We start from the raw sequence: 25,039 nt of genomic DNA on the forward strand, positions 1-25,039 counted from the left end.
CGAGAAGGCTTGTGAATATCCCACTCACCCATACCGGTGACATCTCGAACGCGGCCCGGGAACACGCGAGGGAACCGCCACCGGAACCTCCGCAGCGCAGCCTGTCGGTCACACAAAGTGACGATCAAGGTTCGGACGGACGGAGGCCCGGAAGCCGGGAATCACGGGGAAACAGGCAAGAAAAAAGGACCCGAAAACGGGTCCGGACATGCGACGACCCCCGCCGGGGGGGAGAGCGGGGGTCGTCCCCACGGTCCGACTCGGGGGGGGAGGAGCCAGACCGGGTTAGCACGGTCGCGAACGATCCGTGACTTCCATGGTGTACCCGAGAGCCTTCTCAGGCAAACCCACGCGCCACAGCTTACGCCGAATGGTGGGCGCCTATGCTCAACCTCGTGGAAAACCACTCCGTGCCTCACTCCATGCCCCGCACAGCGGCGTTCTTTGACCTGGACAAGACCGTCATCGCCAAGTCGAGCACGCTCACGTTCAGCAAATCGTTCTACCAAGGCGGGCTGATCAACCGCAGGGCCGTGCTGCGCACCGCGTACACGCAGTTCGTCTTCCTCGCCGGCGGCGCGGATCACGACCAGATGGAGCGGATGCGCAAGTACCTCTCGGACCTCTGCCGCGGCTGGAACGTGCAGCAGGTGAAGGAGCTCGTCGCCGAGACGCTGCACGACCTGATCGACCCGATCATCTACGACGAGGCGGCGTCCCTCATCGAGGAGCACCACATCGCGGGGCGGGACGTCGTCATCGTCTCCACCTCGGGCGCCGAGGTCGTCGAGCCGATCGGTGAACTGCTCGGCGCCGACCGGGTGGTGGCCACGCGCATGGTCGTCGGGGACGACGGCTGCTTCACCGGCGAGGTGGAGTACTACGCGTACGGGCCGACCAAGGCGGAGGCGGTCGAGGAGCTCGCGCGCACCGAGGGGTACGACCTCGCGCGCTGCTACGCGTACAGCGACTCGGCGACCGACCTGCCGATGCTGAGCGCCGTCGGACATCCGTACGCCGTCAATCCGGACCGGACGCTGCGCCGCGAGGCGCTCGCGCGTCAGTGGCCGATTCTCGACTTCCACAAGCCCGTCCGGCTCAAGCAGCGGCTGCCGAATCTCTCCGCCCCGTCCCGGCCGGCCCTGGTCGCCGCGGCCGCGCTCGGCGCCGCGGCCGCCACGGCGGGACTGGTCTGGTACGCGAGCCGGCGCCGGGCACTCTCGGGCACCTCATAGATGAGCGCCCGTTTCACCCCTGTTTGAACCTAAAAGTAAAGAAGTGCAGCCAGGGCTTCCGCTTCCTCCGGAGGAGGAGTACAAAGGAATCAACGGCCCGCGAGACCAAGGACATCCGAGAGGATCACCTTCAAACGCAATCAAGGCCCCACGGACCGAAGCATGAACACCAGGCACCCACGCGACGTCGACCCGTCGATTACGGGCCAGCCGCACCAGGCGACGGGCGAAGATCCCGACCTGATGGGCAACACTTCGAGGACGCTTGGTAACCCGGTGAACATGCCAGCGGCGGTACGAAAACTCGTACCGCCGCACCCCTGTGCAGGGACCTTCCCCGGAGCTCTACCGCTCAGGCCGCGCCGCGCTGCAGCGCCTCGCACACCGCGGTCGACTCGCGCACTCCCAGCTCGACCGCCTTGCCGCAGTGGGTGATCCACGCGGCCATCCCCTCCGGCGTACCGGAGACATAGCCTTCGAGCGCGGCCACGTACGCCGCGCGCCCCAGCTCCGCGTGGCCCACCTCGGCCGGGCAGATCGACTTGGGGTCGAGGCCGCTGCCCACCAGGACGATGCGCTCGGCGGCCCGAGCGACCAGGCCGTTGTGCGAGCCGAAGGGTCGCAGGGCGAGCAGTTCGCCGTGCACGACGGCGGCGGTCACCAGGGCAGGTGCCGAACTCCCCGCGATGATCAGCTGCGAGAGCCCTTCGAGACGGCCCGCCACCTCGTTCGCGTCCGGCGCCGGCAGTTCGATCAGCGGCTCGTCGACCGGCTCGCCGAGCGTGCGCGGCCGGCCCACCGTGTCGCCCTGGTCGGCGGCCGCGACCAGGTGCAGGCGGGCGAGCACGCGCAGCGGGGACTGCCGCCAGATGGACAGGAGTTGACCCGCCTCGGCGGTCAGCCGCAGGGCCGCGCCCACCGCGGGCGCCTCCTCGTCGCCGTCGACACCGCTGAAGTCGGTACGCCTGCGCACCTCCTCGAGCGCCCAGTCGGCGCCGGAGAGCGCCGCGCTGCCGCGCGCGCCGCGCAGTGCGGCCTCGGAGGTGACCTCGTTGCTGCGGCGCCGCATGACCCGGTGCCCGTAGACCCGGTCCACGGCCTTGCGCACGGAGTCCACGGCGTCGGCCACGCCCGGCAGGGTCGCGAGGGCCGCAAGGGGGTCCACCCCGCTCGAGTCCCTGCGAGAGCTCGGCGAAGGGTCGGCTGTCGTACTCATGAGTACGACCCTACGGGCCGCGGGCCCACACCCCACGAAGGAGTGGTCTTCTTCACGCGAGCACCGCACCGGCAGTGACCCCCCGGCTACCCTTCGTGAACATGAAGATCGCTTTCGTCGGGAAGGGCGGCAGCGGCAAGACCACGCTGTCCTCGCTCTTCATCCGCCACCTCGCCAGCACCGGATCACCGGTCATCGCCGTCGACGCCGACATCAACCAGCACCTGGGCGCGGCCCTGGGTCTCGACGAGGACGTCGCCGCCGAGCTGCCCGCCCTGGGCGCCCGACTGCCGTTCATCAAGGACTACCTGCGCGGCTCGAACCCGCGCATCGCGTCCGCCGACACGATGATCAAGACGACGCCGCCCGGTGAGGGCTCGCGGCTGCTGCGGGTGCGTGAGAACAATCCCGTGTACGACGCCTGCGCCCGGGAGGTGGAACTCGACGGCGACGCCGTGCGTTTGATGGTCACCGGGCCGTTCACCGAAGCCGACCTCGGTGTCGCCTGCTACCACTCCAAGACCGGAGCGGTGGAGATGTGCCTGAACCACCTCGTCGACGGCCGCGGCGAGTACGTGGTGGTCGACATGACCGCGGGCTCGGACTCCTTCGCCTCGGGCATGTTCACCCGCTTCGACATGACGTTCCTCGTCGCCGAGCCGACGCGCAAGGGGGTCTCGGTCTACCGCCAGTACAAGGAGTACGCACGGGACTTCGGCGTCGCGCTGAAGGTCGTGGGCAACAAGGTGCAGGGCCAGGACGATCTCGACTTCCTGCGCGCCGAGGTCGGGGACGACCTGCTCGTCACCGTCGGGCACTCGGACTGGGTGCGCGCCATGGAGAAGGGGCGCCCCCCGCGCTTCGAGATCCTGGAGGAGACCAACAGGGCTGCCCTGCGGGCACTTCAGGCCGCGGCCGACGCCACGTACGAGGCCCGCGACTGGGAGCGCTACACGCGCCAGATGGTCCACTTCCACCTGCGCAACGCCCAGAGCTGGGGGAACGAGAAGACCGGGGCCGACCTCGAAGCTCAGGTCGACCCCGGGTTCCTGCTTCAGGAGAGCGTCACCGCGACTGCCTGACGGCGGTCACGACTTGGCGGCCGGTGCGCCCGGTACCCCCTTCGGGGCCGGGGCCGGCTTGCCGCCGTTCAGGAAGGCCTCCCAGCCCTCCTTGGGTGCCTCGCCCACGGTCAGCTCGGTGAGCTTCCGCAGCGTCTTGGTGTCCTGGGCGTCGAGCCAGTCGGCGAGCTGGTGGAAGGAGACGCAGCGGACGTCGGGCTTGTTGCAGACCTTCTCGATCGTCTCCTCGACGGCGCGCATGTAGGTGCCGCCGTTCCAGGACTCGAAGTGGTTGCCGATGATCAGCGGGGCGCGGTTGCCCTGGTAGGCGCGGCTGAAGCCCGCCAGCAGGCTATCGCGCATCTGGTCGCCCCAGAACTCGTGCTTGGCGGGGTCGCCGTGCATGGTGCCGGACTGGTTCACGGCGAAGTTGTAGTCCATCGTCAGCTGCTCGTAGGAGTGGCCGAGGAAGGGCACGAGCTGCATGGACAGGTCCCACAGGCCGTTCTTCTTGGCCGGCCAGACCTGGTTGTTGACGCCGCTGGTGTCGTACCGGAAGCCCATGTCGCGAGCGGCCCGCATGAAGTTCTGCTGGCCTTCGAGGCAGGGGGTGCGGGCGCCGATGAGCTCCTTGTCGTAGTCGAAGGGCAGCGGCGCCGCCTTCTGCAGACCCGTGGTGGTCTTCCACGACTTCACGAAGGACTTGGCCTGGGAGATCTCGCTCTTCCAGTCGGCCACCGACCACTCACCGACGCCGCCGCCCTTGCCGCAGAAGTGGCCGTTGAAGTGGGTGCCGATCTCGTTGCCCTCGAGCCACGCGCCGCGCACCTGCTCGGCGGTGTCCTTGATTCCCTTGACGTCGTTGAAGCCGATGTCCGAGCGGCCCGGCGAGTGCTGCGGCGGGTGGTACTGGTTCGCCTTGCCCTCCGGGAGCATGTACACGCCGCTGAGGAAGTACGTCATGGTCGCGTTGTTCTTCTGGGCGACCTTGCGGAAGTGCGAGAAGAGCTTCTGGCTGTCCTCGCCTGCACCGTCCCAGGAGAAGACGACGAACTGCGGCGGCTTCTGCCCCGGTCTGAGGCGCTCGGCCGTCGGCAGGTGCGGCTGGCGACCGGTGTACGCGGTCGAGCCGTCGCCGATGAGCCGGACCGCGCTGCCGGGTGCGGCGGGTGCGGCCTTCTTCGCTCCGGGAGCACCTTGGCGGGGCGTGTTGCCGGTGTCGCCGGAACCGCAGCCGGCGAGGGCCGCGGCGCAGGCCGCCGCGGCGGTGACGCCCGCGACGAGCCGCACGGTCGGGCGGGGCGGGTTTCCTCGGAGGGCGTTCCTTCGGGTGGCGGCCATCTTCCGCCCACCTTCTTCCTGGAGTCGGCTGACAGGAGGTGAATGCGAGAAATGCCCGCTCTGCGCGGGCGGCGCCGTCAACCTCGCACGAGGGCCGCACGGAATTTGTACGACAAGCCGACCAGATTTCTTGTTCACTACTCAGAGTGAAACATTGCCCCATTTGCCCGGTTGATCCAGCCATAACCTTTACTCTGCATTACTATTCATTTACCGAGCGTTGATTTCATCCCGCCGCTGCACGCCGTGAACCACGGCCGCGATCGACCCCGCACACCACTCAAGGGGTCCCCCACATTCCGCGACCGCGCTGCACCCCGGAGGAGACGGGAATACATGTCTGCCTGCGTACCCACTCGCGCCAGTGACTCCGATCGGACGGGCGAGCCGACAGACGCCGCCCGAAAGGCGCACAGTCCACCGCCGGCGCCCCGCCGCCGCTTCCATCTCGCGGGCGCCGACCTGTCGGCGTCCATCGCGGTCTTCCTGATCGCGCTTCCGCTGTCCCTGGGCATCGCCCTGGCGACCGGCGCGCCCCTGGAGTCCGGCCTCGTCGCCGCCGCCGTAGGCGGCATCGTGGCCGGCGTCGTGGGCGGCGCCCCCCTCCAGGTCAGCGGCCCCGCCGCGGGCCTGACCGTGGTCACCGCCGAGCTGATCCAGCGCTATGGCTGGCGGACCACCTGCGCGATCACGGTGATGGCCGGGGTCGCCCAACTCGGGCTCGGCTGCCTGCGGGTGGCCCGTACGGCGCTCGCCGTCAGCCCCGCCGTCGTGCACGGCATGCTCGCCGGCATCGGCGTCACCATCGCCGTCGCCCAGGTCCACATCGTCCTCGGCGGCACCCCGCAGAGCTCCGTGCTCGCCAACCTGGGCGCGCTGCCCGCCCAGTTGGCCCATCTGCAACCGGCCGCCCTCGGCATCAGCGTCCTCACGCTCACCGTGCTGCTCGGCTGGCCGCGGATCCCCGGCCGGGCCGGCCGGATCGCCCGCACGATCCCGGGCGCGCTCGTCGCCGTGACCGCCGCGAGCGCCACCGCCGCACTGCTCGGGCTGAGCCTGCCCGAGGTCGACCTGCCCTCCTGGAGCAGCCATGCGCTGGCCGGCCTGCCGGACGGGCCGGTTCTCGGCATCGCCGCCGCCGTGCTGACGACCACCCTGGTGTGCAGCGTGCAGTCGCTGCTCGGGGCCGTCGCCGTGGACAAGATGGCCGCCGGGCGCCCCGACCTGCCGCCCGAGATGCGCCGCTCGAACCTGGACCGTGAACTGCTCTCCCAGGGCGCGTCGAACATCGTGTCCGGTGCGCTCGGCGGGCTGCCGGTGGCCGGTGTCGCGGTGCGCTCGACCGCGAACATCAACGCGGGCGCCGTCAGCGGGAACTCCGCGATGCTGCACGGCGTTTGGGTAGTAGCGGCCACCGTCCTCCTGGTCCCCGTCCTGGAGCTGATCCCGCTCGCCGCGCTCGCCGCGCTGGTGATGATGGTCGGGATCCAGATGGTGTCCCTGCATCACATCCGCACGGTCACCCGCCACCGTGAAGTGCTCGTCTACGTCGTGACCACCCTCGGCGTCATCGTCTTCGGCGTGCTCGAAGGCGTCGGCCTCGGCGTCGCGGTCGCCGTCGGCGTCGCGATGCACCGTCTCGCGCGCACCCGCATCACGCGCGAGGAGGACCCCCGCGGTGTCCACCATGTACGCGTCCGCGGACAGTTGACGTTCCTCGCCGTGCCGCGGCTGAGCCGCACCCTTCATCAGGTGCCCCACGGGGCCGACTGCGTAGTGGAGTTGGACGGATCATTCATGGACCATGCCGCGTACGACGCACTGCAGGGATGGCAGAAGGCGCACACCGCGCAGGGCGGCCAGGTCGAGGTGACGGGGCGGGGCGGGATGCGCATCGCCGAGCCGGCGAGCGCCTCCCACACGTGCTGTCGGCCGTGGACGCCGTGGCGCAACCACCACTGCGACGACCGGCCGCACCATCACGCCCACACCCACCCGGACGCCAAGGCGCACTCTTCGGAGCGGACGGCACCGAGCCGGGGCGGGCATCAACTGGCCAGCGGAATCAGCGCGTTCCAGCGGAACACGGCGCCGCTGGTCCGCGGTGAGCTGGCCCGGCTGGCGCGGGAGGGGCAGAAGCCCACGCAGCTCTTCCTGACCTGCGCCGACTCCCGGGTCGTCACGTCGATGATCACGTCCAGCGGCCCGGGCGACCTCTTCGTCGTGCGGAACGTGGGCAATCTGGTGCCCCTGCCGGGCGCCGAGAGCGGGGACGACTCGGTCGCCGCCGCCATCGAGTACGCCGTCGACGTCCTGAAGGTGCAGTCGATCACCGTGTGCGGGCACTCCGGATGCGGGGCGATGCAGGCGCTGCTCAACAGTCCCCCCGTCGGCTCCGGCGCGTTGACCCCGCTCAAGCGGTGGCTGCGGCACGGTAATCCGAGCCTCGCGCGGATGGCCGACACCGGGCTCCCGTGGGCGCGGCTCGCGGGCCGGGCGCCGGCCGACACGGTCGAGCAGCTCTGCCTGACCAATGTCGTCCAGCAACTGGAGCACCTGCGGGCGCACGAGTCGGTCGCCCGCGCCCTGGAGGAGGGCGCGCTCGAACTGCACGGGATGTACTTCCACGTCGGTGAGGCGCAGGCCTATCTGCTCGAGGAGCGCGATCCCGTCTTCGGGCAGGTCGACGCCGCCACCTACGAGGACAGTGGCGCCGCGCCGGCCTGAACCGACCCGTTGCCGCCTGCGTGCAACAAGGCAGGCAAGAGGTGAGAGCGTGTGGCTCCCGGTGCGCCGGGAGCCACACGCACGTGGTGTCCCACCAGCTACGGGGTACAGGTCTAAACCAATTCGCCGACCCCCCTTGTCACCAGGGGGCGACGTCTGATGAGCTGTGTGTTCTGGGACACAACGGTCGCCCCGGCAAAGCACCGCAAGGGAGATGTCGTGAGCAACGAAAGCCTGGCCAACCTCCTCAAAGAGGAGCGACGCTTCGCGCCGCCTGCCGACCTGGCCGCGAACGCCAACGTCACGGCGGAGGCGTACGAGCAGGCCAAGGCTGACCGGCTCGGTTTCTGGGCCGAGCAGGCCCGCCGCCTGACCTGGGCCAGCGAGCCGACCGAGACGCTGGACTGGTCGAACCCGCCGTTCGCGAAGTGGTTCGCCGACGGCAAGCTGAACGTCGCCTACAACTGCGTCGACCGGCACGTCGAGGCCGGCAACGGCGACCGGGTCGCGATCCACTTCGAGGGCGAGCCGGGCGACAGCCGCGCCATCACCTACGCGGAGCTGAAGGACGAGGTCAGCCGGGCCGCGAACGCGCTGACCGAGTTGGGCGTGCAGAGCGGCGACCGGGTCGCCGTCTACCTGCCGATGATCCCCGAGGCCGTCATCTCGATGCTCGCCTGCGCCCGCATCGGTGCCGCCCACTCGGTGGTCTTCGGCGGCTTCTCGGCCGACGCGATCGCCAAGCGCATCGAGGACGCCGACGCCAAGGTCGTCATCACCTCCGACGGCGGCTACCGCCGCGGCAAGCCCTCCGCGCTCAAGCCCGCCGTCGACGAGGCCCTCACCCGCGTATCCGTGGACAAGGTCCTCGTCGTGCGGCGCACCGGGCAGGACGTGGCCTGGACCGAGGGCCGCGACGTGTGGTGGCACGACGTCGTCGCCGGCCAGTCCGCCGAGCACACTCCGCAGGCGTTCGACGCCGAGCACCCGCTCTTCATCCTCTACACGTCGGGCACGACGGGTAAGCCGAAGGGCATCCTGCACACCTCGGGCGGCTACCTCACCCAGGCGTCGTACACGCACCACGCGGTCTTCGACCTCAAGCCCGAGACCGACGTCTACTGGTGCACGGCCGACATCGGCTGGGTCACCGGCCACTCGTACATCACGTACGGACCGCTCTCGAACGGTGCGACGCAGGTCATCTACGAGGGCACCCCGGACACCCCGCACCAGGGCCGGTTCTGGGAGATCGTGCAGAAGTACGGCGTCACGATCCTCTACACCGCGCCCACCGCGATCCGGACGTTCATGAAGTGGGGCGACGACATCCCCGCGAAGTTCGACCTCAGCAGCCTCCGTGTGCTGGGTTCCGTGGGCGAGCCGATCAACCCCGAGGCGTGGGTCTGGTACCGGAAGAACATCGGCGGCGACAAGGCGCCCATCGTGGACACCTGGTGGCAGACCGAGACCGGCGCCATGATGATCGCGCCGCTGCCGGGCGTCACCGAGACCAAGCCGGGCTCCGCCCAGCGCGCCCTGCCCGGCATCTCGGCGACCGTAGTCGACGACGAGGCGAACGAGGTACCGAACGGTGGCGGCGGCTACCTGGTGCTGACCGAGCCGTGGCCGTCCATGCTGCGCACCATCTGGGGCGACGACCAGCGGTTCATCGACACCTACTGGTCGCGCTTCGAGGGCCGGTACTTCGCCGGTGACGGCGCCAAGAAGGACGAGGACGGCGACATCTGGCTGCTCGGCCGGGTCGACGACGTCATGCTCGTGTCCGGGCACAACATCTCGACCACCGAGGTCGAGTCCGCGCTCGTCTCGCACCCGGCCGTCGCCGAGGCAGCCGTGGTCGGCGCCGCCGACGAGACCACCGGACAGGCCATCGTCGCCTTCGTGATCCTGCGCGGCACCGCGAACGCCGAGGACGAGTCCCTCGTCGCCGACCTGCGCAACCACGTGGGCTCGGTGCTCGGCCCGATCGCCAAGCCCAAGCGGGTCCTGCCCGTCGCCGAACTGCCCAAGACCCGCTCCGGAAAGATCATGCGCCGCCTGCTGCGCGACGTCGCGGAGAACCGGGCCGTCGGTGACGTCACCACCCTCGCCGACTCCTCCGTCATGGACCTCATCCAGACCAAGCTCCCCGCGGCACCCAGCGAGGACTGATCACCCATAAGCACGCACAACGGGCACCCGGCGAACGCGCCGGGTGCCCGTTTCGTGCGTAGGGTGACGATCACCAGGTACGTCCCACGTACACCCGGTAGGGTGAAGGCCGCGTCAAGAACGCGACAGGAAGTCCACAGGGTGTGCCGGGAAGTCTGGTCGGCGAAGTCATCAGCCGTACCCGACCGGAGGTCCCCGCCGTGGCCGCGCCCACCAAGCAGAGCAAGCACGACCGCACAGCACTCGGCCGGCTCTCACTGCCCGAGCGGAACTTCGTCGCCGACGCCCTGCGCACCGAGACCGTCGGCGGCGTCCTGCTTCTCCTCGCCGCGATCGCCGCGCTGATCTGGGCGAACGTACCGGCCCTGCGCCACAGCTACGAGGCCGTCAGCGACTTCCACCTCGGGCCCGGCGCGCTCGGCCTGAACCTCTCCATCGAGCACTGGGCGGCCGACGGACTGCTCGCCGTCTTCTTCTTCGTCGCCGGAATCGAGCTCAAGCGCGAGCTCGTCGCCGGCGATCTGCGCGACCCCAAGGCGGCCGCGCTGCCGGTCGTCGCCGCCATCTGCGGCATGGCGATGCCCGCGATCGTCTACACCGTCGTCAACGCGATCGGCGGCGGCTCGATGAGCGGCTGGGCCGTGCCCACCGCCACCGACATCGCGTTCGCGCTCGCCGTCCTCGCCGTCATCGGCACGTCACTGCCGAGCGCCCTGCGCGCCTTCCTGCTCACCCTCGCCGTCGTCGACGACCTGTTCGCGATCCTGATCATCGCGGTCTTCTTCACCAGCGACCTCAACTTCCTGGCGCTCGCCGGGGCCTTCGTCGGTCTCGCCGTCTTCTGGCTGCTGCTGCGCAAGCGCGTCCGCGGCTGGTACATCTACGTGCCGCTGGCCCTGATCATCTGGGGCCTCATGTACAACAGCGGCATCCACGCCACCATCGCCGGTGTCGCCATGGGCCTGATGCTGCGCTGCCACCGTGAGGAGGGCGAGGAGCAGTCCCCCGGCGAGCACATCGAACACATCGTGCGGCCGCTTTCGGCCGGGTTCGCGGTGCCGCTGTTCGCGCTGTTCAGCGCCGGTGTGGTCGTGTCGGGCGGGGCCCTGGGCGATGTGTTCACCAAGCCGGAGACGCTCGGTGTGGTGCTCGGTCTCGTCGTCGGCAAGGCCGTCGGCATCTTCGGCGGTACGTGGCTGACGGCCCGGTTCACCAAGGCCTCGCTCTCCGACGAACTGGCCTGGCCCGACGTGTTCGCGGTCGCCTCGCTCGCCGGCATCGGCTTCACGGTCTCCCTGCTCATCGGCGAACTCGCCTTCACCGACGACCCGCTGCTCACCGACGAGGTCAAGGCCGCCGTCCTCATGGGCTCGCTGATCGCGGCGGTGCTCTCCAGCGTCCTGCTGAAGATGCGGAACGCCAAGTACCGGGCCCTGTACGAGGCCGAGGAGCGCGACGACGACCAGGACGGCATCCCCGACATCTACGAGCTCGACAAGCCGGAGTACCACCTCCGGATGGCCGAGATCTACGAGAAGAAGGCCGCCGAGCACCGCAGGCTTGCCGAAGTGGCGGCCGGGGCAGGCGACCAGGACGAGCGTCCGGCATGATCTGACAACGAGTCCGCACATACGGAGCACCGACAGAAAAACAGGGAGTACGCGATGAGCGCACCCGACGGCAGCCCGGTCGGCGCCGAACGCAGCATCGGCCAGCTGTTCGCCTCGGCGACGACCGAGATGTCCGCACTGGTGCACGACGAGATCGCCCTCGCGAAGGCGCAGCTCAAGCAGGACGTGAAGCGCGGGGCGACCAGCGGTGGCATGTTCACCGTGGCCGTGGCCGTGCTGGTCTTCTCGCTGCCGATGCTGAGCTTCGCCCTGGCGTACGCCATCAACGCCTGGACCGGCGGTTTCAACGGCCGGGGCGGCTGGAACCTCGCCTGGTGCTTCCTGCTCTCCTTCACGGCGAGCGTCGTCCTCGCGGTCCTGCTCAGCCTGATCGGCGTCGTCTTCGCCAAGAAGGCCAAGAAGGGCAAGGGCCCGCAGAAGGTCGCCGCCTCGTTCAAGGAGACGGCCGGCGTACTGCAGCACGCCAAGCCGCACCCCCGACAGGTGACGCCCGGCGACCGTGTCCCCGAGGCCATCGAGGCTGTGGCACGCTCGTCTTCATGACGGACCCCGCCACTCCTTCGGCCGCACAGCCGCCCACTTCTGCCGTACGTGTCGACGTGCCCGGCAGAGAGGTGCTGCACCGGGACGTCGCCGCCAACGGCGCGCGGTTCCACATCGCCGAGATGGGCGACGGACCGCTGGTCCTGCTGCTGCACGGCTTCCCGCAGTTCTGGTGGACGTGGCGGCACCAACTCGTCGCGCTCGCCGACGCGGGCTTCCGGGCCGTCGCCATGGACCTGCGGGGCGTCGGCGGCAGCGACCGGACGCCGCGCGGCTACGACCCGGCGAACCTGGCGCTCGACATCACCGGTGTGGTGCGCTCGCTCGGCGAGCCGGACGCGGCGCTCGTCGGCCACGACCTCGGCGGGTATCTCGCCTGGACCGCGGCCGTGATGCGGCCCAAGCTGGTGCGCCGGCTCGTGGTGTCGTCGATGCCGCATCCGCGCCGCTGGCGCTCGGCGATGCTCGCGGACTACCGGCAGTCGCGCTCGGGTTCGTACGTCTGGGGCTTCCAGCGCCCGTGGCTGCCGGAGCGTCAACTCCTCGCCAATGACGGGGAGCTGGTGGGCAAGCTCGTCCGCGACTGGTCGGGCCCGCACCAGCCCGACGACCTGACGGTGGAGACCTACCAGCGCGCCATGCTGATCCCGTCGACGGCGCACTGCTCGATCGAGCCGTACCGCTGGATGGTGCGCTCGCTCGCGCGGCCCGACGGCATCCAGTTCAACCGGCGCATGAAGCGCCCGGTGCGGGTCCCCACCCTGCACCTGCACGGCTCGCTCGATCCGGTGATGCGCACGCGGAGCGCGGCCGGCTCCGGCGAGTACGTCGAAGCCCCGTACCGCTGGCGGCTGTTCGACGGCCTCGGCCACTTCCCGCACGAGGAAGATCCCGCGGCGTTCTCCAAGGAACTCGTGAACTGGCTGAAGGACCCCGAGCCCGATCGGTAGGCGCCGGCGAGATCACCGCTCCCGGCTGGGGGTCCGGGGGTTACCCCCCGGGAAGACACAGTCGCACGAGGAAGATCCCGCGGCGTTCTCCAAGGAACTCGTGAACTGGCTGAAAGATCCCGAGCCCGATCGGTGAGGGTGTGTGTGCGCTCCGTGAGCGACCGGCATCCGGGCGGGAACGTCTGTCCTACGAACAGCCAAATGCCTGCCGCATACGCCAATTTGGGGGCGGTGGGAGAGGTTACCGACCATGAGGCACGGGCACACGTCGAGTTATGGGCTGGACGCACGACTACAGTGACGCAGCACGCAACCGCCGCCCAGCGATGACGCTGGGCTCTCTCCAGAGGGGGGCGCCGCAAGAAGATCCGGCGCACGATCCCCAACTGGGTATTCCGCGTATCCTGCGGCGTCGGGCCCGCTGGGTTTCGGCGCGGCTGAGGCATACGAGCCGCGACTGAACTCGCCTGCCGGGCAGGCGAGTTCACCTGCCGGACCGGCGAGTCGTCACAGCGCGCAGGCGTCCGTGTCCACCTGCTGGACCGCTGAGCGCCCCCGGGTGATGTCGGTGCGGATCTCGTCGCCGGTCAGGGCGTAGCCCGTCTGCTCGTTGTCGAGCGACTTCGCGAAGACCACGCCGTAGACCTTGCCCTCGGGCGTCAGCAGCGGTCCTCCGGAGTTGCCCTGACGGACTGTCGCGTACAGCGAGTACACGTCGCGCTCGACCGTGCCGCGGTGGTAGATGTCCGGGCCGCTGGCGTCGATCCGGCCGCGGACGCGCGCGGGACGCACGTCGTACGCGCCGTTCTCCGGGAAGCCCGCGACGATCGCGCCGCCGCCGCGCTGTGCGTCGGTCTGCGTGAACTGGAGCGCGGGCGCCTTCAGGGACGGCACGTCCAGGACGGCGATGTCGCGCTTCCAGTCGTAGAGGACGACCTTCGCGTCGTACTTCACGCCCTCGCCGCCTATCTGCACGGTGGGTTCGTCGACGCCGCCGACCACGTGCGCGTTCGTCATCACGCGACGGTCGGAGAAGACGAAGCCGGTGCCCTCGACGACCTTGCCGCAACTGGGCGCCTGGCCCACGACCTTGACGATGGACCGCTTGGCGTTCGTCGCGACCGCGCCGCTCGCGAGGGCCGGGTCCGGCGGGCGGACCTCGGTGATCGGCTCGCTGGCGAACGGGCTGAAGACCTGGGGGAATCCGTTCTGCGCGAGGGTGGAGGAGAAGTCCGCGAACCACGTGTCGGCCTGGGTCGGCAGTGCCTGCGAGACCCCGAGCAGCACCTTCGATCCGCGCACTTCCTTGCCGAGCGTGGGCAGTGTCGTTCCGGCGAGCGCGGAACCTATCAGCCACGCGACCAGCAGCATCGCCGCCACGTTGACCAGCGCGCCGCCCGTCGCGTCGAGCGCGCGGGCCGGGGACCAGGTGATGTATCTGCGCAGCTTGTTGCCCAGGTGCGTGGTGAAGGCCTGGCCGACCGAGGCGCAGACGATGACGACGACCACGGCGACGATCACGGCCGTCGTCGAGACCGCCGCGTCGTCGGTGATCGCGCCCCACAGCACGGGCAGTAGATAGATCGCGACGAGGCCGCCGCCCAGAAAGCCGATCACCGACAGGATGCCGACGACGAAGCCCTGGCGGTAGCCGATGACGGCGAACCACACGGCGGCGACGAGCAGCAGGATGTCCAGCACGTTCACCGTTCAGCCCCGCCTCTTCAACATGTCGGCCCGCCGGTCCGGCCGGGGGTCCGGGGGGTGTCCCCCGGGAAGGCACAGCACGCCCCGCCTCGTCACGCCTCGCCTCACATCATGGTCACCGGGATTGCACAGCACGGCGAACACCCTGTCATGAGCGCCAGTCGAGTGGCACCGTGTTCTCCCGGTCCCATGGGCGCTCCCAGCCCGCGTAGTGCAGCAGTCTGTCGATCACTCCCGCCGTGAATCCCCAGACCAGCGCCGATTCCACGAGGAACGCCGGGCCCCTGTGACCGCTCGGGTGGACCGTCGTCGCCCGGTTCGCCGGGTCCGTGAGATCGGCCACGGGGACCGTGAAGACGCGGGCCGTCTCCGCGGGGTCGACCGCGGCGACGGGTGAGGGCACCCGCCACCATCCCAGTACGGGCGTGACGACGAATCCGCTCACCGGGATGTAGAGCCGCGGCAGCACGCCGAAGAGCTGGACGCCGTGCGGGTCCAGGCCCGTCTCCTCCCAGGCCTCGCGCAGGGCGGCGTGCAGCGGGCCGTCCGTGCGCGGGTCGCCGTCCTCCGGGTCGAGGGCGCCGCCGGGGAAGGAGGGCTGGCCCGCGTGCGATCTGAGGGAGCCCGCGCGCTCCATGAGCAGCAGCTCGGGGCCGCGCTCGCCCTCGCCGAACAGGATCAGCACCGCGGACTGCCGGCCCGCGCCGTCCTTCGGCGGCAGGAAGCGGCTGAGCTGTTCGCCGCGGACCGTCCGCGCGGCGTCGGCCACGGGGGCGAGCCAGTCGGGCAGGCCTGCCGTGCGCAGGGTGACGTCGGGCGCACCGCCCTCGGCGTCCCCGGTCCCGCTCATCCCGCCGATCTCTCTCACGTGCTTCATCGCCGCCCCCGTACCTGTCGTGATGGACCCAACGCCCGACCGCCCCCTCTTCGTTCCGCTTTCCCCGTCCGTCACCCGGACGGGGTGCCCAGCGGCGGGGCGGCGATGCCTCCCGCGTCCAGGTATCCCTGAGGCGGCTTCAGGCGCTGGCCGGGGAAGCCGCCCTTCTCGTACTTGAGCAGCTTCTTCGCCTTCTCCGGGTCCGTCTCGCCCTCTCCGTACGCCGGGCAGAGCGGGGCGATCGGGCAGGCGCCGCAGGCCGGTTTGCGGGCGTGGCAGATGCGGCGGCCGTGGAAGATCACGTTGTGGCTGAGCTGCGTCCACTCGCTCTTGGGGAACAGCTCGCCGATCGCCTTCTCGACCTTGTCCGGGTCGGTCTCCTCCGTCCACTTCCAGCGGCGTACGAGGCGGCCGAAGTGGGTGTCGACGGTGATGCCGGGGCGCCCGAAGGCGTTGCCGAGCACCACGAACGCCGTCTTGCGGCCCACGCCGGGGAGCTTGACCAGGTCTTCGAGGCGGCCCGGGACCTCGCCGCCGAAGTCCTCCGTCAGGGCCTTGGCCAGGCCCATGATCGACCTCGTCTTCGCACGGAAGAAGCCGGTCGGGCGGATGAGCTCCTCGACGTCCTCCGGGTTGGCCGCGGCGAGGTCCTCCGGGGTCGGGTACCTGGCGAACAGGCCCGGGGTCGTCTGATTGACCCGCAGGTCGGTCGTCTGGGCGGACATCACCGTGGCGACCAGGAGCTGGAAGGGGCTCTCGAAGTCCAGCTCCGGGTGGGCGTACGGGTACGTCTCCGCGAGCTCCCGGTTGATCCTGCGGGCGCGCCGGACGAGAGCCGTGCGTGACTCGGGCTTGGCGGGAGGCTTCTTCGCCGCGGTCTTCGTGGCTGCGGTCTTCGTCGCCGCGGTCTTCGTCGCCGCAGCCTTCGTCGCCGCAGCCTTCGTGGCTGCGGTCTTCGTCGCCGCAGCCTTCGTCGCCGCGGTCTTCGTCGCCGCGGTCTTCGTATCCGTCTTCTTCACCGCGGCGGCCTTCGGTTCGGGCGTCGCTTTCCTGGTCGCCGAGGACCGCGTGGTCTGCTTCTTTGTGGGCATCGACTACGCGGCCTTCCCCTGCACGGAACCCTGTACGCACCCCGGAACGGAGCACCGCAAGGGCCCCGACCGCGCATGTTCGCCCACAGCGGAATCCTGTTCGGCCGACATCGTCTCAGCCCCCTCTGCCTGCGCTCTCACCGGCTTTTTGGACACCCGGCCAGCCTAAAGGTCACCGCCGACATCCGCCCCGGAGCCGTGGGATCGGCCCCCGATTGGCCCCCTCCCCCTCGGGTTGTGACGCAGGTGCGGCAGACTTGTAGCTGAGTGACTGATCACACTGTTTGGACCGTCCGGCAAAATGGGCAACGGGAAATAGCTTTCCCGACCGTTTCCCACACTGCAGGCGACATAGGAGAGAAACTCGTGGACGACGTTCTGCGGCGCGCCCCGCTCTTCGCGGCGCTCGATGACGAGCAGGCCGCGGAGCTCCGCGCCTCCATGAGTGAGGTGACCCTCGCACGCGGCGACGCCCTGTTCCACGAGGGCGACCCCGGCGACCGCCTGTACGTGGTCACCGAGGGCAAGGTGAAGCTCCACCGCACCTCCCCCGACGGCCGCGAGAACATGCTGGCCGTGCTCGGCCCCGGCGAGCTGATCGGCGAGCTCTCGCTGTTCGACCCCGGCCCGCGCACCGCGACCGCCAGCGCCCTCACCGAGGTGAAGCTGCTCGGCCTCGGCCACGGCGACCTCCAGCCGTGGCTCAACGCACGCCCCGAGGTGGCCGCCGCCCTGCTGCGCGCCGTCGCCCGGCGCCTGCGCAAGACGAACGACCAGATGTCCGACCTGGTCTTCTCCGACGTGCCGGGCCGTGTCGCCCGCGCGCTGCTCGACCTGTCGCGCCGCTTCGGCGTGCAGTCCGAGGAGGGCATCCACGTCGTGCACGACCTCACACAGGAAGAGCTGGCCCAGCTGGTCGGCGCCTCCCGCGAGACGGTCAACAAGGCCCTCGCGGACTTCGCCGGACGTGGCTGGCTGCGCCTGGAGGCCCGCGCCGTGATCCTGCTGGACGTGGAGCGCCTCGCGAAGCGTTCGCGGTAGCGACGGCACGACGCCACGACGTACGACGGGTCCCGCCACACCTCGTGGCGGGACCCGTCGGCGTAGAACCACGGAAATGCCGTGCCCCGTGCGCCTCTTCCCTGCACAGTGGCCCCATGGCAGATCCGGACCGTGGGCTCGACGCCCAGGGATACATCGCGCGCGAGGGCTCACTGGGCCGCGTCGAGGAACCGTTCCGCCCGGTCGTGGCCGCGGCACGGGACCGGCTGCTCGACGTCTTCGGGGCACGGCTGACAGGCGCGTACCTGTACGGCTCGGTGCCGCGCGGCACCGCACGGCCCGGCCGGTCCGACCTCGATCTGCTGCTCGTCCTGCGCGCCGAGCCCACCGAGGCCGACCGGGCCGCCGCACGCGCCGTCGACGAGGCGCTGGACAAGGAGTTCGGCCAGATCGACGGCGCCGGCACGCTGGTGTTCGGCCGGGCGCGGCTGCTCAGGGAGGCGGAGACCTACGACCTGGGGTGGTTCGTGGCCTGTCTGTGCACACCGCTGCTCGGCGAGGACCTGGCCGAGTACCTGCCGCGCTACCGGCCCACCTCGCTGCTCGCGCGGGAGACCAACGGCGACCTGGCCGAGCGCCTGCCGCTCTGGCGCGAGCAGACCGGGCGCGCCGCCGAGGCCGACGAGCGCCGCGCGCTCCAGCGACGTGTCGCACGGCATCTCGTCCGCACCGCCTTCACGCTCGTGATGCCCCGCTGGAACGGCTGGACCAGCGATCTGTACGAGATGGCCGACGCGTTCGGCGCCTACTACCCGCGGTGGGCGCGGCAGGTGCGGGCCGCCGCCGACGCCGCGTACGCGCCGGACGGGGATCCAGGCGCCCTGCACGCGTACACCGAGGAACTCGGGCCGTGGCTCGCGGGCGAGTACGCGCGCGTGCACGGCAGGAAGCACAACAGCACGGAGCACGGCACGGAGCACGGCAGGAAGCACGGCACGAAGCACGGCGGCAATGCCGAGGCACCACACAGGGGAGGGGCCCACTCATGACCACACAGGCCGATCTGGCCGTCCGTTTCGAGGCGGAGCGGGGCCGGCTGCGTTCCGTGGCGTACCGGATGCTCGGTTCGCTGAACGAGGCGGAGGACGCGGTCCAGGAGGGCTGGCTGCGGCTCCAGCGGGCGGACAGCGCCGAGGTGCGGAACCTGAGCGGGTGGCTGACCACGGTCGTCGGGCGGATCTGCCTCGACATGCTGCGGGCCAGGACCACGCGCCGCGAGGAGCCGTTCGAGACGGACACCGGGGAGGAGTTCCGGCTGCCCGATCCGGTGGTCAGACCCGTCGATCCCGTGCACGAGGCCGAACTCGCCGACTCCGTGGGGCTCGCGCTGCTCGTCGTGCTCGACACGCTGGCGCCCGCCGAGCGGCTCGCGTTCGTGCTGCACGACATGTTCGCGGTGCCGTTCGAGGAGCTGGCGCCGATCGTGGAGCGCACGCCCGCGGCGACCCGGCAGCTGGCGAGCCGGGCCCGCCGCCGGGTGCAGGGGCGCGCGCCCGCCCCCGACACGGATCTCGCCCGGCAGCGCGAGGTCGTCGACGCCTGGCTGTCCGCCACGCGCGCGGGTGACTTCGAGGCGCTGCTCGCACTCCTCGACCCGGACGTCCTGCTCCGCGTCGACCAGGGCCCGGGCACCGCGTCGCTGCTGGTGCGCGGCGCGCTGGAGGTGGCGGGTCAGGCGGCGACGTACGGGCGGATGGCCCCGGTCACCTTCCCGGCGTTCGTGGGCGACGGCATGGGCATGGTGGCGGCGCCGAACGGCAAGCCCGCCACCGTCGGCGCCTTCACGTTCCGGGGCGGCAGGATCATCGCCGTCGACATCATCACCGACCCGGTGCGGGTCGCCGCGATCACCGCGAACTGGTCCTAGATCAGACCGTGTTCGCGCAGGTAGTCGAGCTGGGCCAGGACGGACAGCTCGGCCGCCGGCCACAGGGTGCGGTCCACGTCCGCGTAGACGTGGGCCACGACCTCGGACGCCGACGTGTACCCGTTCTCGACGGCGGTCTCCACCTGGGCCAGCCGGTTGGCGCGGTGCGCGAGGTAGAACTCGACGGCGCCCTGGGCGTCGTCGAGGACCGGGCCGTGCCCGGGGAGCACCGTGTGCACGCCGTCGTCGACGGTCAGGGACCGCAGCCGCCGCAGGGAGTCCAGGTAGTCGCCGAGGCGGCCGTCCGGGTGCGCGACCACGGTCGTGCCGCGGCCGAGGATGGTGTCACCGGTCAACACGGCCCGGTCCGCGGGGAGATGGAAGCAGAGCGAGTCGGCGGTGTGGCCGGGGGTGGGGACCACCCGCAGCTCCAGGCCGCCGGTCGTGACGACGTCGCCCGCCGCCAGGCCCTCGTCGCCGAGGCGCAGCGCCGGGTCGAGCGCGCGCACCTTCGTCCCGGTCAACTCGGCGAATCTGCCCGCCCCTTCGGCGTGGTCGGGGTGGCCGTGGGTGAGGAGGGTGAGCGCGACGCGCTTGCCGGCCTTCTCGGCGACGGCCATCACGTTCCGCAGGTGGGCGTCGTCGAGCGGGCCCGGGTCGATCACGACGGCGAGGTCGCTGTCCGGCTCGGCGACGAGCCAGGTGTTGGTGCCGTCGAGGGTCATCGCGGACGCGTTGGGCGCCAGCACGTTGACGGCGCGGGCGGTGGCGGGGCCCGAGAGCACCCCGCCGCGCGGCTGCCCCGGCAGGGCGGCGGCCTCGGTCATCGGTTGGTTCCCCCGGTCTGTCCTGTCGCGCCCGACGCGATGTGCTTGGTGAACTCGTCGTGCCCCGGCCAGGACAGCACCAGCTCGCCGTCCTCGAAACGCGCCTGGGCCAGTACGGGGGTGAGGTCGCGCCCCGCCGCCCCGTCGAGGGCGGCGCGCGCGGTCACGTACTCCTGGAGCGTGCGCAGCGTCGCGATGGTGGGCGGCATCATCGTCAACTCGCCCTGGTCGTACGCCGACGCGGCCCGCTCCGGCCCGATCCACACGGTGCGGTCGGCCTCGGAGGAGTCGTCGCTGGTGCGCTGGCCCGCCGGGAGCGCGGCCGCGAAGAACCACGTGTCGTAGCGGCGCGGCTCGAACTCGGGGGTGATCCAGCGCGCCCACGCGCCGAGCAGGTCGGAGCGCAGGACGAGGCCCCGCCGCTGAAGGAACTCGGCGAAGGAGAGATCGCGGCCGATCAGCGCCTGCCGGTCGGCCTGCCAGTCCGCGCCGGTCGTGTCGTCGACGACGCTGTCCGGGGTCGGGCCCGCGAGCAGCACGCCCGCCTCCTCGAACGTCTCGCGCACGGCGGCGCAGACGATCGCCTGGGCGTCCTTCTCCGGCACGCCGAGCCGCCCGGCCCACACCGCGAGCGCGGGACCCGCCCAGCGCACCTGCCGGTCGTCGTCACGCGGGTCCACGCCGCCGCCCGGGTACGCGTAGGCACCGGCGGCGAACGCCATCGACGTACGTCTGCGGAGCATGTGCACTTCGAGGCCGCCGGAAACGGCGTCCCTGAGCAGCATCACGGTGGCCGCGCGGCGCGGGGTCGCGGGCGTGAGCGTGCCGGCGGCGAGGGCGCGGATGCGGTCCGGCCACTCCGGGGGGTACCACTGGCCGTTGGACATGGCCGGAGGCTATCCCGACTCACGTAGATGTTCGAGAGGCCGCCCCCGACGAAGATCGGGGACGGCCTCTCGTACGTACGCGAAGGCTCAGGCCTCGGGGGTGAGCTCCACCTGGATCTCCACCTCGACCGGCGCGTCCAGCGGAAGCACCGCGACGCCGACGGCGCTGCGGGCGTGGACGCCCTTGTCGCCGAGGACCTCGCCGAGCAGTTCGCTGGCGCCGTTGATGACGCCGGGCTGCGCGGTGAAGTCGGTGGCGGACGCCACGAAGCCGACGACCTTCACGACACGCTCGATGCGGTCCAGGTCACCGGTGACGGACTTCACGGCCGCCAGCGCGTTCAGCGCACAGGTCGCGGCGAGCTCCTTGGCCTGCTCGGCGGTGACCTCGTCACCGACCTTGCCGGTCAGCGTCAGCACGCCGTCGACCATCGGCAGCTGCCCGGCCGTGTACACGTAGGCCCCGGACCGGACGGCCGGCTGGTACGCGGCGACCGGCGGCACGACGGGCGGCAGGGTCAGACCGAGCTCGGCGAGCCGAGCCTCGACCCGCCCGCTCACGCGTCCTTCTCCCGCTTCAGGTACGCCACCAACTGCTCGGGGTTGTTCGGCCCCGGCACGACCTGGACGAGCTCCCAGCCGTCCTCGCCCCAGGTGTCCAGGATCTGCTTCGTCGCGTGCACCAGGAGCGGCACCGTCGCGTATTCCCACTTCTTTGCCATGGGGCCGACTGTAGCCGCCGAAGTGAGGCCAGGGCCTCCCGGGCGGATCCTGCTGGAGTCGCGGGGGCCGGTGCCCCGCGCCGACCAGTCATGGCCACCGATTGTCCGGCCGGATCCGCCCGGCAGGCCCCGGTCGTTCCGGAGGCTGGTGCGTGATCGGGCCACCTACTGGTTACGCTCGATGACGTGAGCAGGCTCCAGGTCGTCAGCGGCAAGGGCGGTACCGGAAAGACCACGGTCGCCGCCGCACTCGCGCTCGCCCTCGCGACCGAGGGCAAGCGCACTCTCCTGGTGGAGGTGGAGGGCAGGCAGGGCATCGCACAGCTCTTTGAGACCGAAGCACTTCCCTACGAGGAACGGAAGATCGCCGTCGCGCCCGGCGGGGGCGAGGTGTACGCGCTGGCCATCGATCCCGAGCTGGCGCTTCTGGACTACCTCCAGATGTTCTACAAGCTGGGCGGCGCCGGCCGCGCCCTGAAGAAGCTGGGCGCGATCGACTTCGCGACGACGATCGCGCCGGGGCTCAGGGACGTACTCCTCACCGGCAAGGCGTGCGAGGCGGTCCGCAGGAAGGACAAGCAGGGCCGTTACGCGTACGACTACGTGGTGATGGACGCCCCGCCCACCGGCCGCATCACCCGCTTCCTGAACGTGAACGACGAGGTGGCCGGGCTCGCCAAGATGGGGCCGATACACAATCAGGCGCAGGCGGTCATGCGGGTCATCAAGTCCCGTGAGACAGCGGTGCACTTGGTGACCCTGCTGGAGGAGATGCCGGTCCAGGAGACCCTCGACGGGATGGCCGAACTGCGCTCCGCGCAGCTGCCCGTGGGACGGATCATGGTGAACATGGTGCGGCCCGCGCTTCTCGGGGAACCCGCCCTGGCGCTGACCCGTTCCCCGGACGTGGCGCCCGCCGTCACCGAGGCGCTCGCCGCGTCCGGGCTCGGCAGCGCGAAGCGGCTCGTGGGGCCGCTGCTCGCGCAGGCCGAGGAGTACGCGGAGCGGTACGCCCTGGAGGGCGCCCAGCGCGGGCTGCTCACCGAGGCGGGGCTTCCGCTGCACGAACTGCCGTTGCTCACCGAGGGGTTGGACCTCGCGGGCCTGTACACGCTCGCCGAGGAACTGCGACAGCAAGGGATCTGAGGGACCGCTTCGATGACGCTGAACCCTGAAGGCGCGCTCGACATCGACCCGCTGCTCGACGACCCGGCCACCCGCATCGTGGTCTGCTGCGGCAGCGGCGGCGTCGGCAAGACGACGACCGCCGCGGCGCTCGGCCTGCGCGCCGCCGAGCGCGGCCGCAAGGTCGTCGTGCTGACCATCGACCCGGCCCGCCGGCTCGCCCAGTCCATGGGCATCGACTCGCTGGACAACGTGCCGCGGCGGGTGAAGGACATCACGCCCGCCGAAGGGGCGGAGGGCGGTGAGCTGCACGCCATGATGCTCGACATGAAGCGCACCTTCGACGAGATCGTCGAGGCGCACGCGGACGGCGAGCGGGCCGAGGCGATCCTGAGCAACCCCTTCTACCAGTCGCTCTCGGCGGGCTTCGCGGGCACGCAGGAGTACATGGCGATGGAGAAGCTGGGGCAGCTCAGGTCCCGTGACGAATGGGACCTGATCGTCGTCGACACGCCGCCCTCCCGCTCGGCGCTGGACTTTCTGGACGCGCCCAAGCGGCTCGGCTCGTTCCTCGACGGCAAGCTCATCCGGCTGCTGATGGCTCCCGCGAAGGTCGGCGGGCGGGCCGGGATGAAGTTCCTGAACGTCGGGATGTCGATGATGACGGGCGCTCTCGGCAAACTGCTCGGCGGTCAACTGCTGCGCGACGTCCAGACGTTCGTGGCCGCGATGGACACCATGTTCGGCGGTTTCCGCACCCGGGCGGACGCCACGTACAAGCTCCTCCAGGCGCCCGGGACGGCCTTCCTGGTCGTCGCCGCGCCCGAGCGGGACGCGCTGCGCGAGGCCGCGTACTTCGTGGAGCGGCTGGCCGCGGAGCGGATGCCGCTGGCCGGTCTCGTGCTCAACCGGGTGCACGGCAGCGACGCCGAGAAGCTGTCCGCGCAGCGCGCGCTCGCCGCCGCGGAAAATCTTGACGAGCGCCGCATTGTGGATCAGACGGCCGGGAAGGAAGAGGTGCGTACCGCTCCCGCGTCCGGCTCCCCCGCCGCAGCGGAGACCCCGGCATCCACCACCGAATTCCCGGACGAGCCCACCGTCGAGCAGCTGACCGCGGGTCTGCTGCGGTTGCACGCCGAGCGCATGCAGGTCGTCGCGCGCGAACAGCGCACGCGTGACCGCTTCACCGCGCTGCACCCCGAGGTCCCCGTGACCGAGGTCGCGGCGCTGCCCGGTGATGTTCATGACCTGTCCGGCCTCCGTGACATCGGAGACCGGCTCGCGGCCGGTGGCACTCCGGCCGGAGCTGCGTCATGAGCCGTCTGTTGACGTCAGCCGTACGTCTGTTGACGCCAGACGTACGTTGATGTCCGTCGTACGAGTGTCGGCCGGTACGCCTGCTGCCGTACGGCGCTAGCCGACGGCTGCGTACCTCTCGTACGTCTCGTCGTTGTCGAGGTCCGCGGGCAGCAGCCCCGCGCCACGCTCGTACTCCGTCCGCGCCGTCTCAAGCAGCCGGCGCCATGAGGTGACGGTCGGACGCCTGCGCAACAGTGCGCGGCGCTCTCGCTCCGTCATGCCACCCCACACGCCGAACTCGACGCGATTGTCCAGCGCGTCTGCCAGGCACTCGGTCCGCACGGGACATCCCGTGCACACCGCCTTCGCCCGGTTCTGCGCTGCTCCTTGAACGAACAGTTCGTCCGGATCGGTAGTGCGGCAGGCCGCCTGCGCACTCCAGTCGACTACCCAGCCCATACCGGCGCCGTCCTCTCCCGAATCGAGGCTCCCCCACGGCGGCAGCGGCATATTCACCGCCGCCAGTTGAGGACGTTACGGAAGGTGGGCACAGCGCAACACCCCCTTCGGGCCCAATCTTGAATGGCCCGAACGGACTATGCGTAAGCGTCAGATCACCCGACGGAGTGACCGGGAGACATGCGTAACAACCCCGGCAAATCTGGACAGTTCACTTGCGCCACAACGGACGTCGGA

General features: G+C 70.6%; 23 protein-coding genes. 13 read left to right on the plus strand and 10 right to left on the minus strand.

The window, feature by feature from the left end:
* The first annotated feature begins 383 nt into the window (after positions 1 to 383).
* On the plus strand, positions 384 to 1,235 hold the full coding sequence (locus tag B072_RS0121275; RefSeq protein ID WP_018531998.1) for an HAD family hydrolase: 852 nt from the start codon (positions 384 to 386) through the stop codon (positions 1,233 to 1,235).
* 352 nt (positions 1,236 to 1,587) lie between these two features.
* Here the strand turns inward: B072_RS0121275 and B072_RS0121280 are convergent, their stop codons facing one another.
* Positions 1,588 to 2,451 carry an oxidoreductase gene (locus B072_RS0121280; RefSeq protein ID WP_051127250.1) on the minus strand — a complete coding sequence of 288 codons (864 nt, stop codon included), beginning with the start codon at positions 2,449 to 2,451 and terminating at the stop codon, positions 1,588 to 1,590.
* Positions 2,452 to 2,552: 101 nt separating this feature from the next.
* Between B072_RS0121280 and B072_RS0121285 the strand changes: the two genes are divergently transcribed.
* Positions 2,553 to 3,533 (plus strand): ATP-binding protein, encoded by a 981-nt coding sequence (locus B072_RS0121285; RefSeq protein ID WP_026246112.1) that lies wholly within the window; start codon positions 2,553 to 2,555, stop codon positions 3,531 to 3,533.
* Between the two features lie 6 nt (positions 3,534 to 3,539).
* Here B072_RS0121285 and B072_RS0121290 read toward each other — a convergent pair whose 3' ends face one another.
* Positions 3,540 to 4,853: a hypothetical protein gene (locus tag B072_RS0121290; protein WP_051127251.1), complete on the minus strand. Its 1,314-nt coding sequence runs from the start codon at positions 4,851 to 4,853 to the stop codon at positions 3,540 to 3,542.
* Between the two features lie 336 nt (positions 4,854 to 5,189).
* Here B072_RS0121290 and B072_RS0121295 point away from each other — a divergent pair, with 336 nt between their 5' ends.
* The 6 genes from B072_RS0121295 (at position 5,190) to B072_RS49245 (ending at position 13,340) form a co-directional block, all read left to right on the plus strand.
* On the plus strand, positions 5,190 to 7,580 hold the full coding sequence (locus B072_RS0121295) for a bifunctional SulP family inorganic anion transporter/carbonic anhydrase (RefSeq protein ID WP_018532002.1): 2,391 nt from the start codon (positions 5,190 to 5,192) through the stop codon (positions 7,578 to 7,580).
* 159 nt (positions 7,581 to 7,739) lie between these two features.
* Positions 7,740 to 9,755, plus strand: a complete 2,016-nt coding sequence (gene acs / locus B072_RS0121300; protein ID WP_078506511.1) for an acetate--CoA ligase — start codon at positions 7,740 to 7,742, stop codon at positions 9,753 to 9,755.
* A 200-nt stretch (positions 9,756 to 9,955) separates the two neighbouring features.
* Positions 9,956 to 11,365, plus strand: coding sequence for a Na+/H+ antiporter NhaA (gene nhaA / locus B072_RS0121305; protein WP_026246113.1), 1,410 nt, complete (start codon positions 9,956 to 9,958; stop codon positions 11,363 to 11,365).
* Positions 11,366 to 11,419: 54 nt separating this feature from the next.
* Positions 11,420 to 11,929 (plus strand): phage holin family protein, encoded by a 510-nt coding sequence (locus B072_RS0121310; RefSeq protein WP_018532005.1) that lies wholly within the window; start codon positions 11,420 to 11,422, stop codon positions 11,927 to 11,929.
* Positions 11,926 to 12,879, plus strand: coding sequence for an alpha/beta fold hydrolase (locus B072_RS0121315; RefSeq protein ID WP_026246114.1), 954 nt, complete (start codon positions 11,926 to 11,928; stop codon positions 12,877 to 12,879). Before B072_RS0121310 ends, B072_RS0121315 begins: the two co-directional genes overlap by 4 nt.
* 275 nt (positions 12,880 to 13,154) lie before the next feature.
* On the plus strand, positions 13,155 to 13,340 hold the full coding sequence (locus tag B072_RS49245) for a hypothetical protein (protein ID WP_078506512.1): 186 nt from the start codon (positions 13,155 to 13,157) through the stop codon (positions 13,338 to 13,340).
* 46 nt (positions 13,341 to 13,386) lie between these two features.
* Here the strand turns inward: B072_RS49245 and B072_RS0121320 are convergent, their stop codons facing one another.
* The 3 genes from B072_RS0121320 to nth form a co-directional block, all read right to left on the minus strand.
* On the minus strand, positions 13,387 to 14,586 hold the full coding sequence (locus B072_RS0121320; protein ID WP_018532007.1) for a MarP family serine protease: 1,200 nt from the start codon (positions 14,584 to 14,586) through the stop codon (positions 13,387 to 13,389).
* 148 nt (positions 14,587 to 14,734) lie between these two features.
* Positions 14,735 to 15,436 carry an NUDIX hydrolase gene (locus tag B072_RS0121325; protein WP_026246115.1) on the minus strand — a complete coding sequence of 234 codons (702 nt, stop codon included), beginning with the start codon at positions 15,434 to 15,436 and terminating at the stop codon, positions 14,735 to 14,737.
* A 98-nt stretch (positions 15,437 to 15,534) separates the two neighbouring features.
* On the minus strand, positions 15,535 to 16,554 hold the full coding sequence (gene nth, locus B072_RS0121330; RefSeq protein ID WP_018532009.1) for an endonuclease III: 1,020 nt from the start codon (positions 16,552 to 16,554) through the stop codon (positions 15,535 to 15,537).
* A 366-nt stretch (positions 16,555 to 16,920) separates the two neighbouring features.
* Between nth and B072_RS0121335 the strand changes: the two genes are divergently transcribed.
* The 3 genes from B072_RS0121335 to B072_RS0121345 all read left to right on the plus strand — a co-directional run bounded on the left by B072_RS0121335 (position 16,921) and on the right by B072_RS0121345 (position 19,483).
* On the plus strand, positions 16,921 to 17,595 hold the full coding sequence (locus B072_RS0121335) for a Crp/Fnr family transcriptional regulator (protein ID WP_016642758.1): 675 nt from the start codon (positions 16,921 to 16,923) through the stop codon (positions 17,593 to 17,595).
* A 116-nt stretch (positions 17,596 to 17,711) separates the two neighbouring features.
* Entirely contained in the window at positions 17,712 to 18,605 is an 894-nt protein-coding gene (locus B072_RS43640; protein WP_018532010.1) for a nucleotidyltransferase domain-containing protein, read from the plus strand.
* Positions 18,602 to 19,483 carry a sigma-70 family RNA polymerase sigma factor gene (locus tag B072_RS0121345; protein WP_018532011.1) on the plus strand — a complete coding sequence of 294 codons (882 nt, stop codon included), beginning with the start codon at positions 18,602 to 18,604 and terminating at the stop codon, positions 19,481 to 19,483. The genes B072_RS43640 and B072_RS0121345 overlap by 4 nt, the downstream gene beginning before the upstream one ends.
* On the opposite strand, the gene B072_RS0121350 is transcribed toward B072_RS0121345, so the two are convergent.
* From B072_RS0121350 to B072_RS47385, 4 genes are all read right to left on the minus strand, one after another.
* Positions 19,480 to 20,310: an MBL fold metallo-hydrolase gene (locus B072_RS0121350; RefSeq protein ID WP_018532012.1), complete on the minus strand. Its 831-nt coding sequence runs from the start codon at positions 20,308 to 20,310 to the stop codon at positions 19,480 to 19,482. The two genes, B072_RS0121345 and B072_RS0121350, sit on opposite strands and share 4 nt — an antisense overlap.
* Complete coding sequence (locus tag B072_RS0121355; RefSeq protein WP_018532013.1) at positions 20,307 to 21,197, minus strand: NUDIX hydrolase; 891 nt, start codon at positions 21,195 to 21,197, stop codon at positions 20,307 to 20,309. Before B072_RS0121355 ends, B072_RS0121350 begins: the two co-directional genes overlap by 4 nt.
* A gap of 87 nt (positions 21,198 to 21,284) precedes the next feature.
* Positions 21,285 to 21,758 (minus strand): RidA family protein, encoded by a 474-nt coding sequence (locus tag B072_RS0121360; RefSeq protein WP_018532014.1) that lies wholly within the window; start codon positions 21,756 to 21,758, stop codon positions 21,285 to 21,287.
* A complete protein-coding gene (locus B072_RS47385; protein ID WP_086020382.1) occupies positions 21,755 to 21,919 on the minus strand; it encodes a DUF4177 domain-containing protein in 165 nt (54 codons plus the stop codon). Before B072_RS47385 ends, B072_RS0121360 begins: the two co-directional genes overlap by 4 nt.
* A gap of 186 nt (positions 21,920 to 22,105) precedes the next feature.
* On the opposite strand from B072_RS47385, the gene B072_RS0121370 reads away from it, so the two are divergent.
* Together B072_RS0121370 and B072_RS0121375 are read left to right on the plus strand one after the other, a co-directional pair.
* Complete coding sequence (locus B072_RS0121370; RefSeq protein ID WP_018532016.1) at positions 22,106 to 23,065, plus strand: ArsA-related P-loop ATPase; 960 nt, start codon at positions 22,106 to 22,108, stop codon at positions 23,063 to 23,065.
* A 12-nt stretch (positions 23,066 to 23,077) separates the two neighbouring features.
* Positions 23,078 to 24,361, plus strand: a complete 1,284-nt coding sequence (locus B072_RS0121375; RefSeq protein ID WP_018532017.1) for an ArsA family ATPase — start codon at positions 23,078 to 23,080, stop codon at positions 24,359 to 24,361.
* Positions 24,362 to 24,457: 96 nt separating this feature from the next.
* Here the strand turns inward: B072_RS0121375 and B072_RS0121380 are convergent, their stop codons facing one another.
* On the minus strand, positions 24,458 to 24,802 hold the full coding sequence (locus B072_RS0121380) for a WhiB family transcriptional regulator (RefSeq protein ID WP_018532018.1): 345 nt from the start codon (positions 24,800 to 24,802) through the stop codon (positions 24,458 to 24,460).
* Positions 24,803 to 25,039: the final 237 nt, after the last annotated feature.

The organism is Streptomyces sp. HmicA12 (assembly GCF_000373565.1).
Taxonomy (GTDB): domain Bacteria; phylum Actinomycetota; class Actinomycetes; order Streptomycetales; family Streptomycetaceae; genus Streptomyces.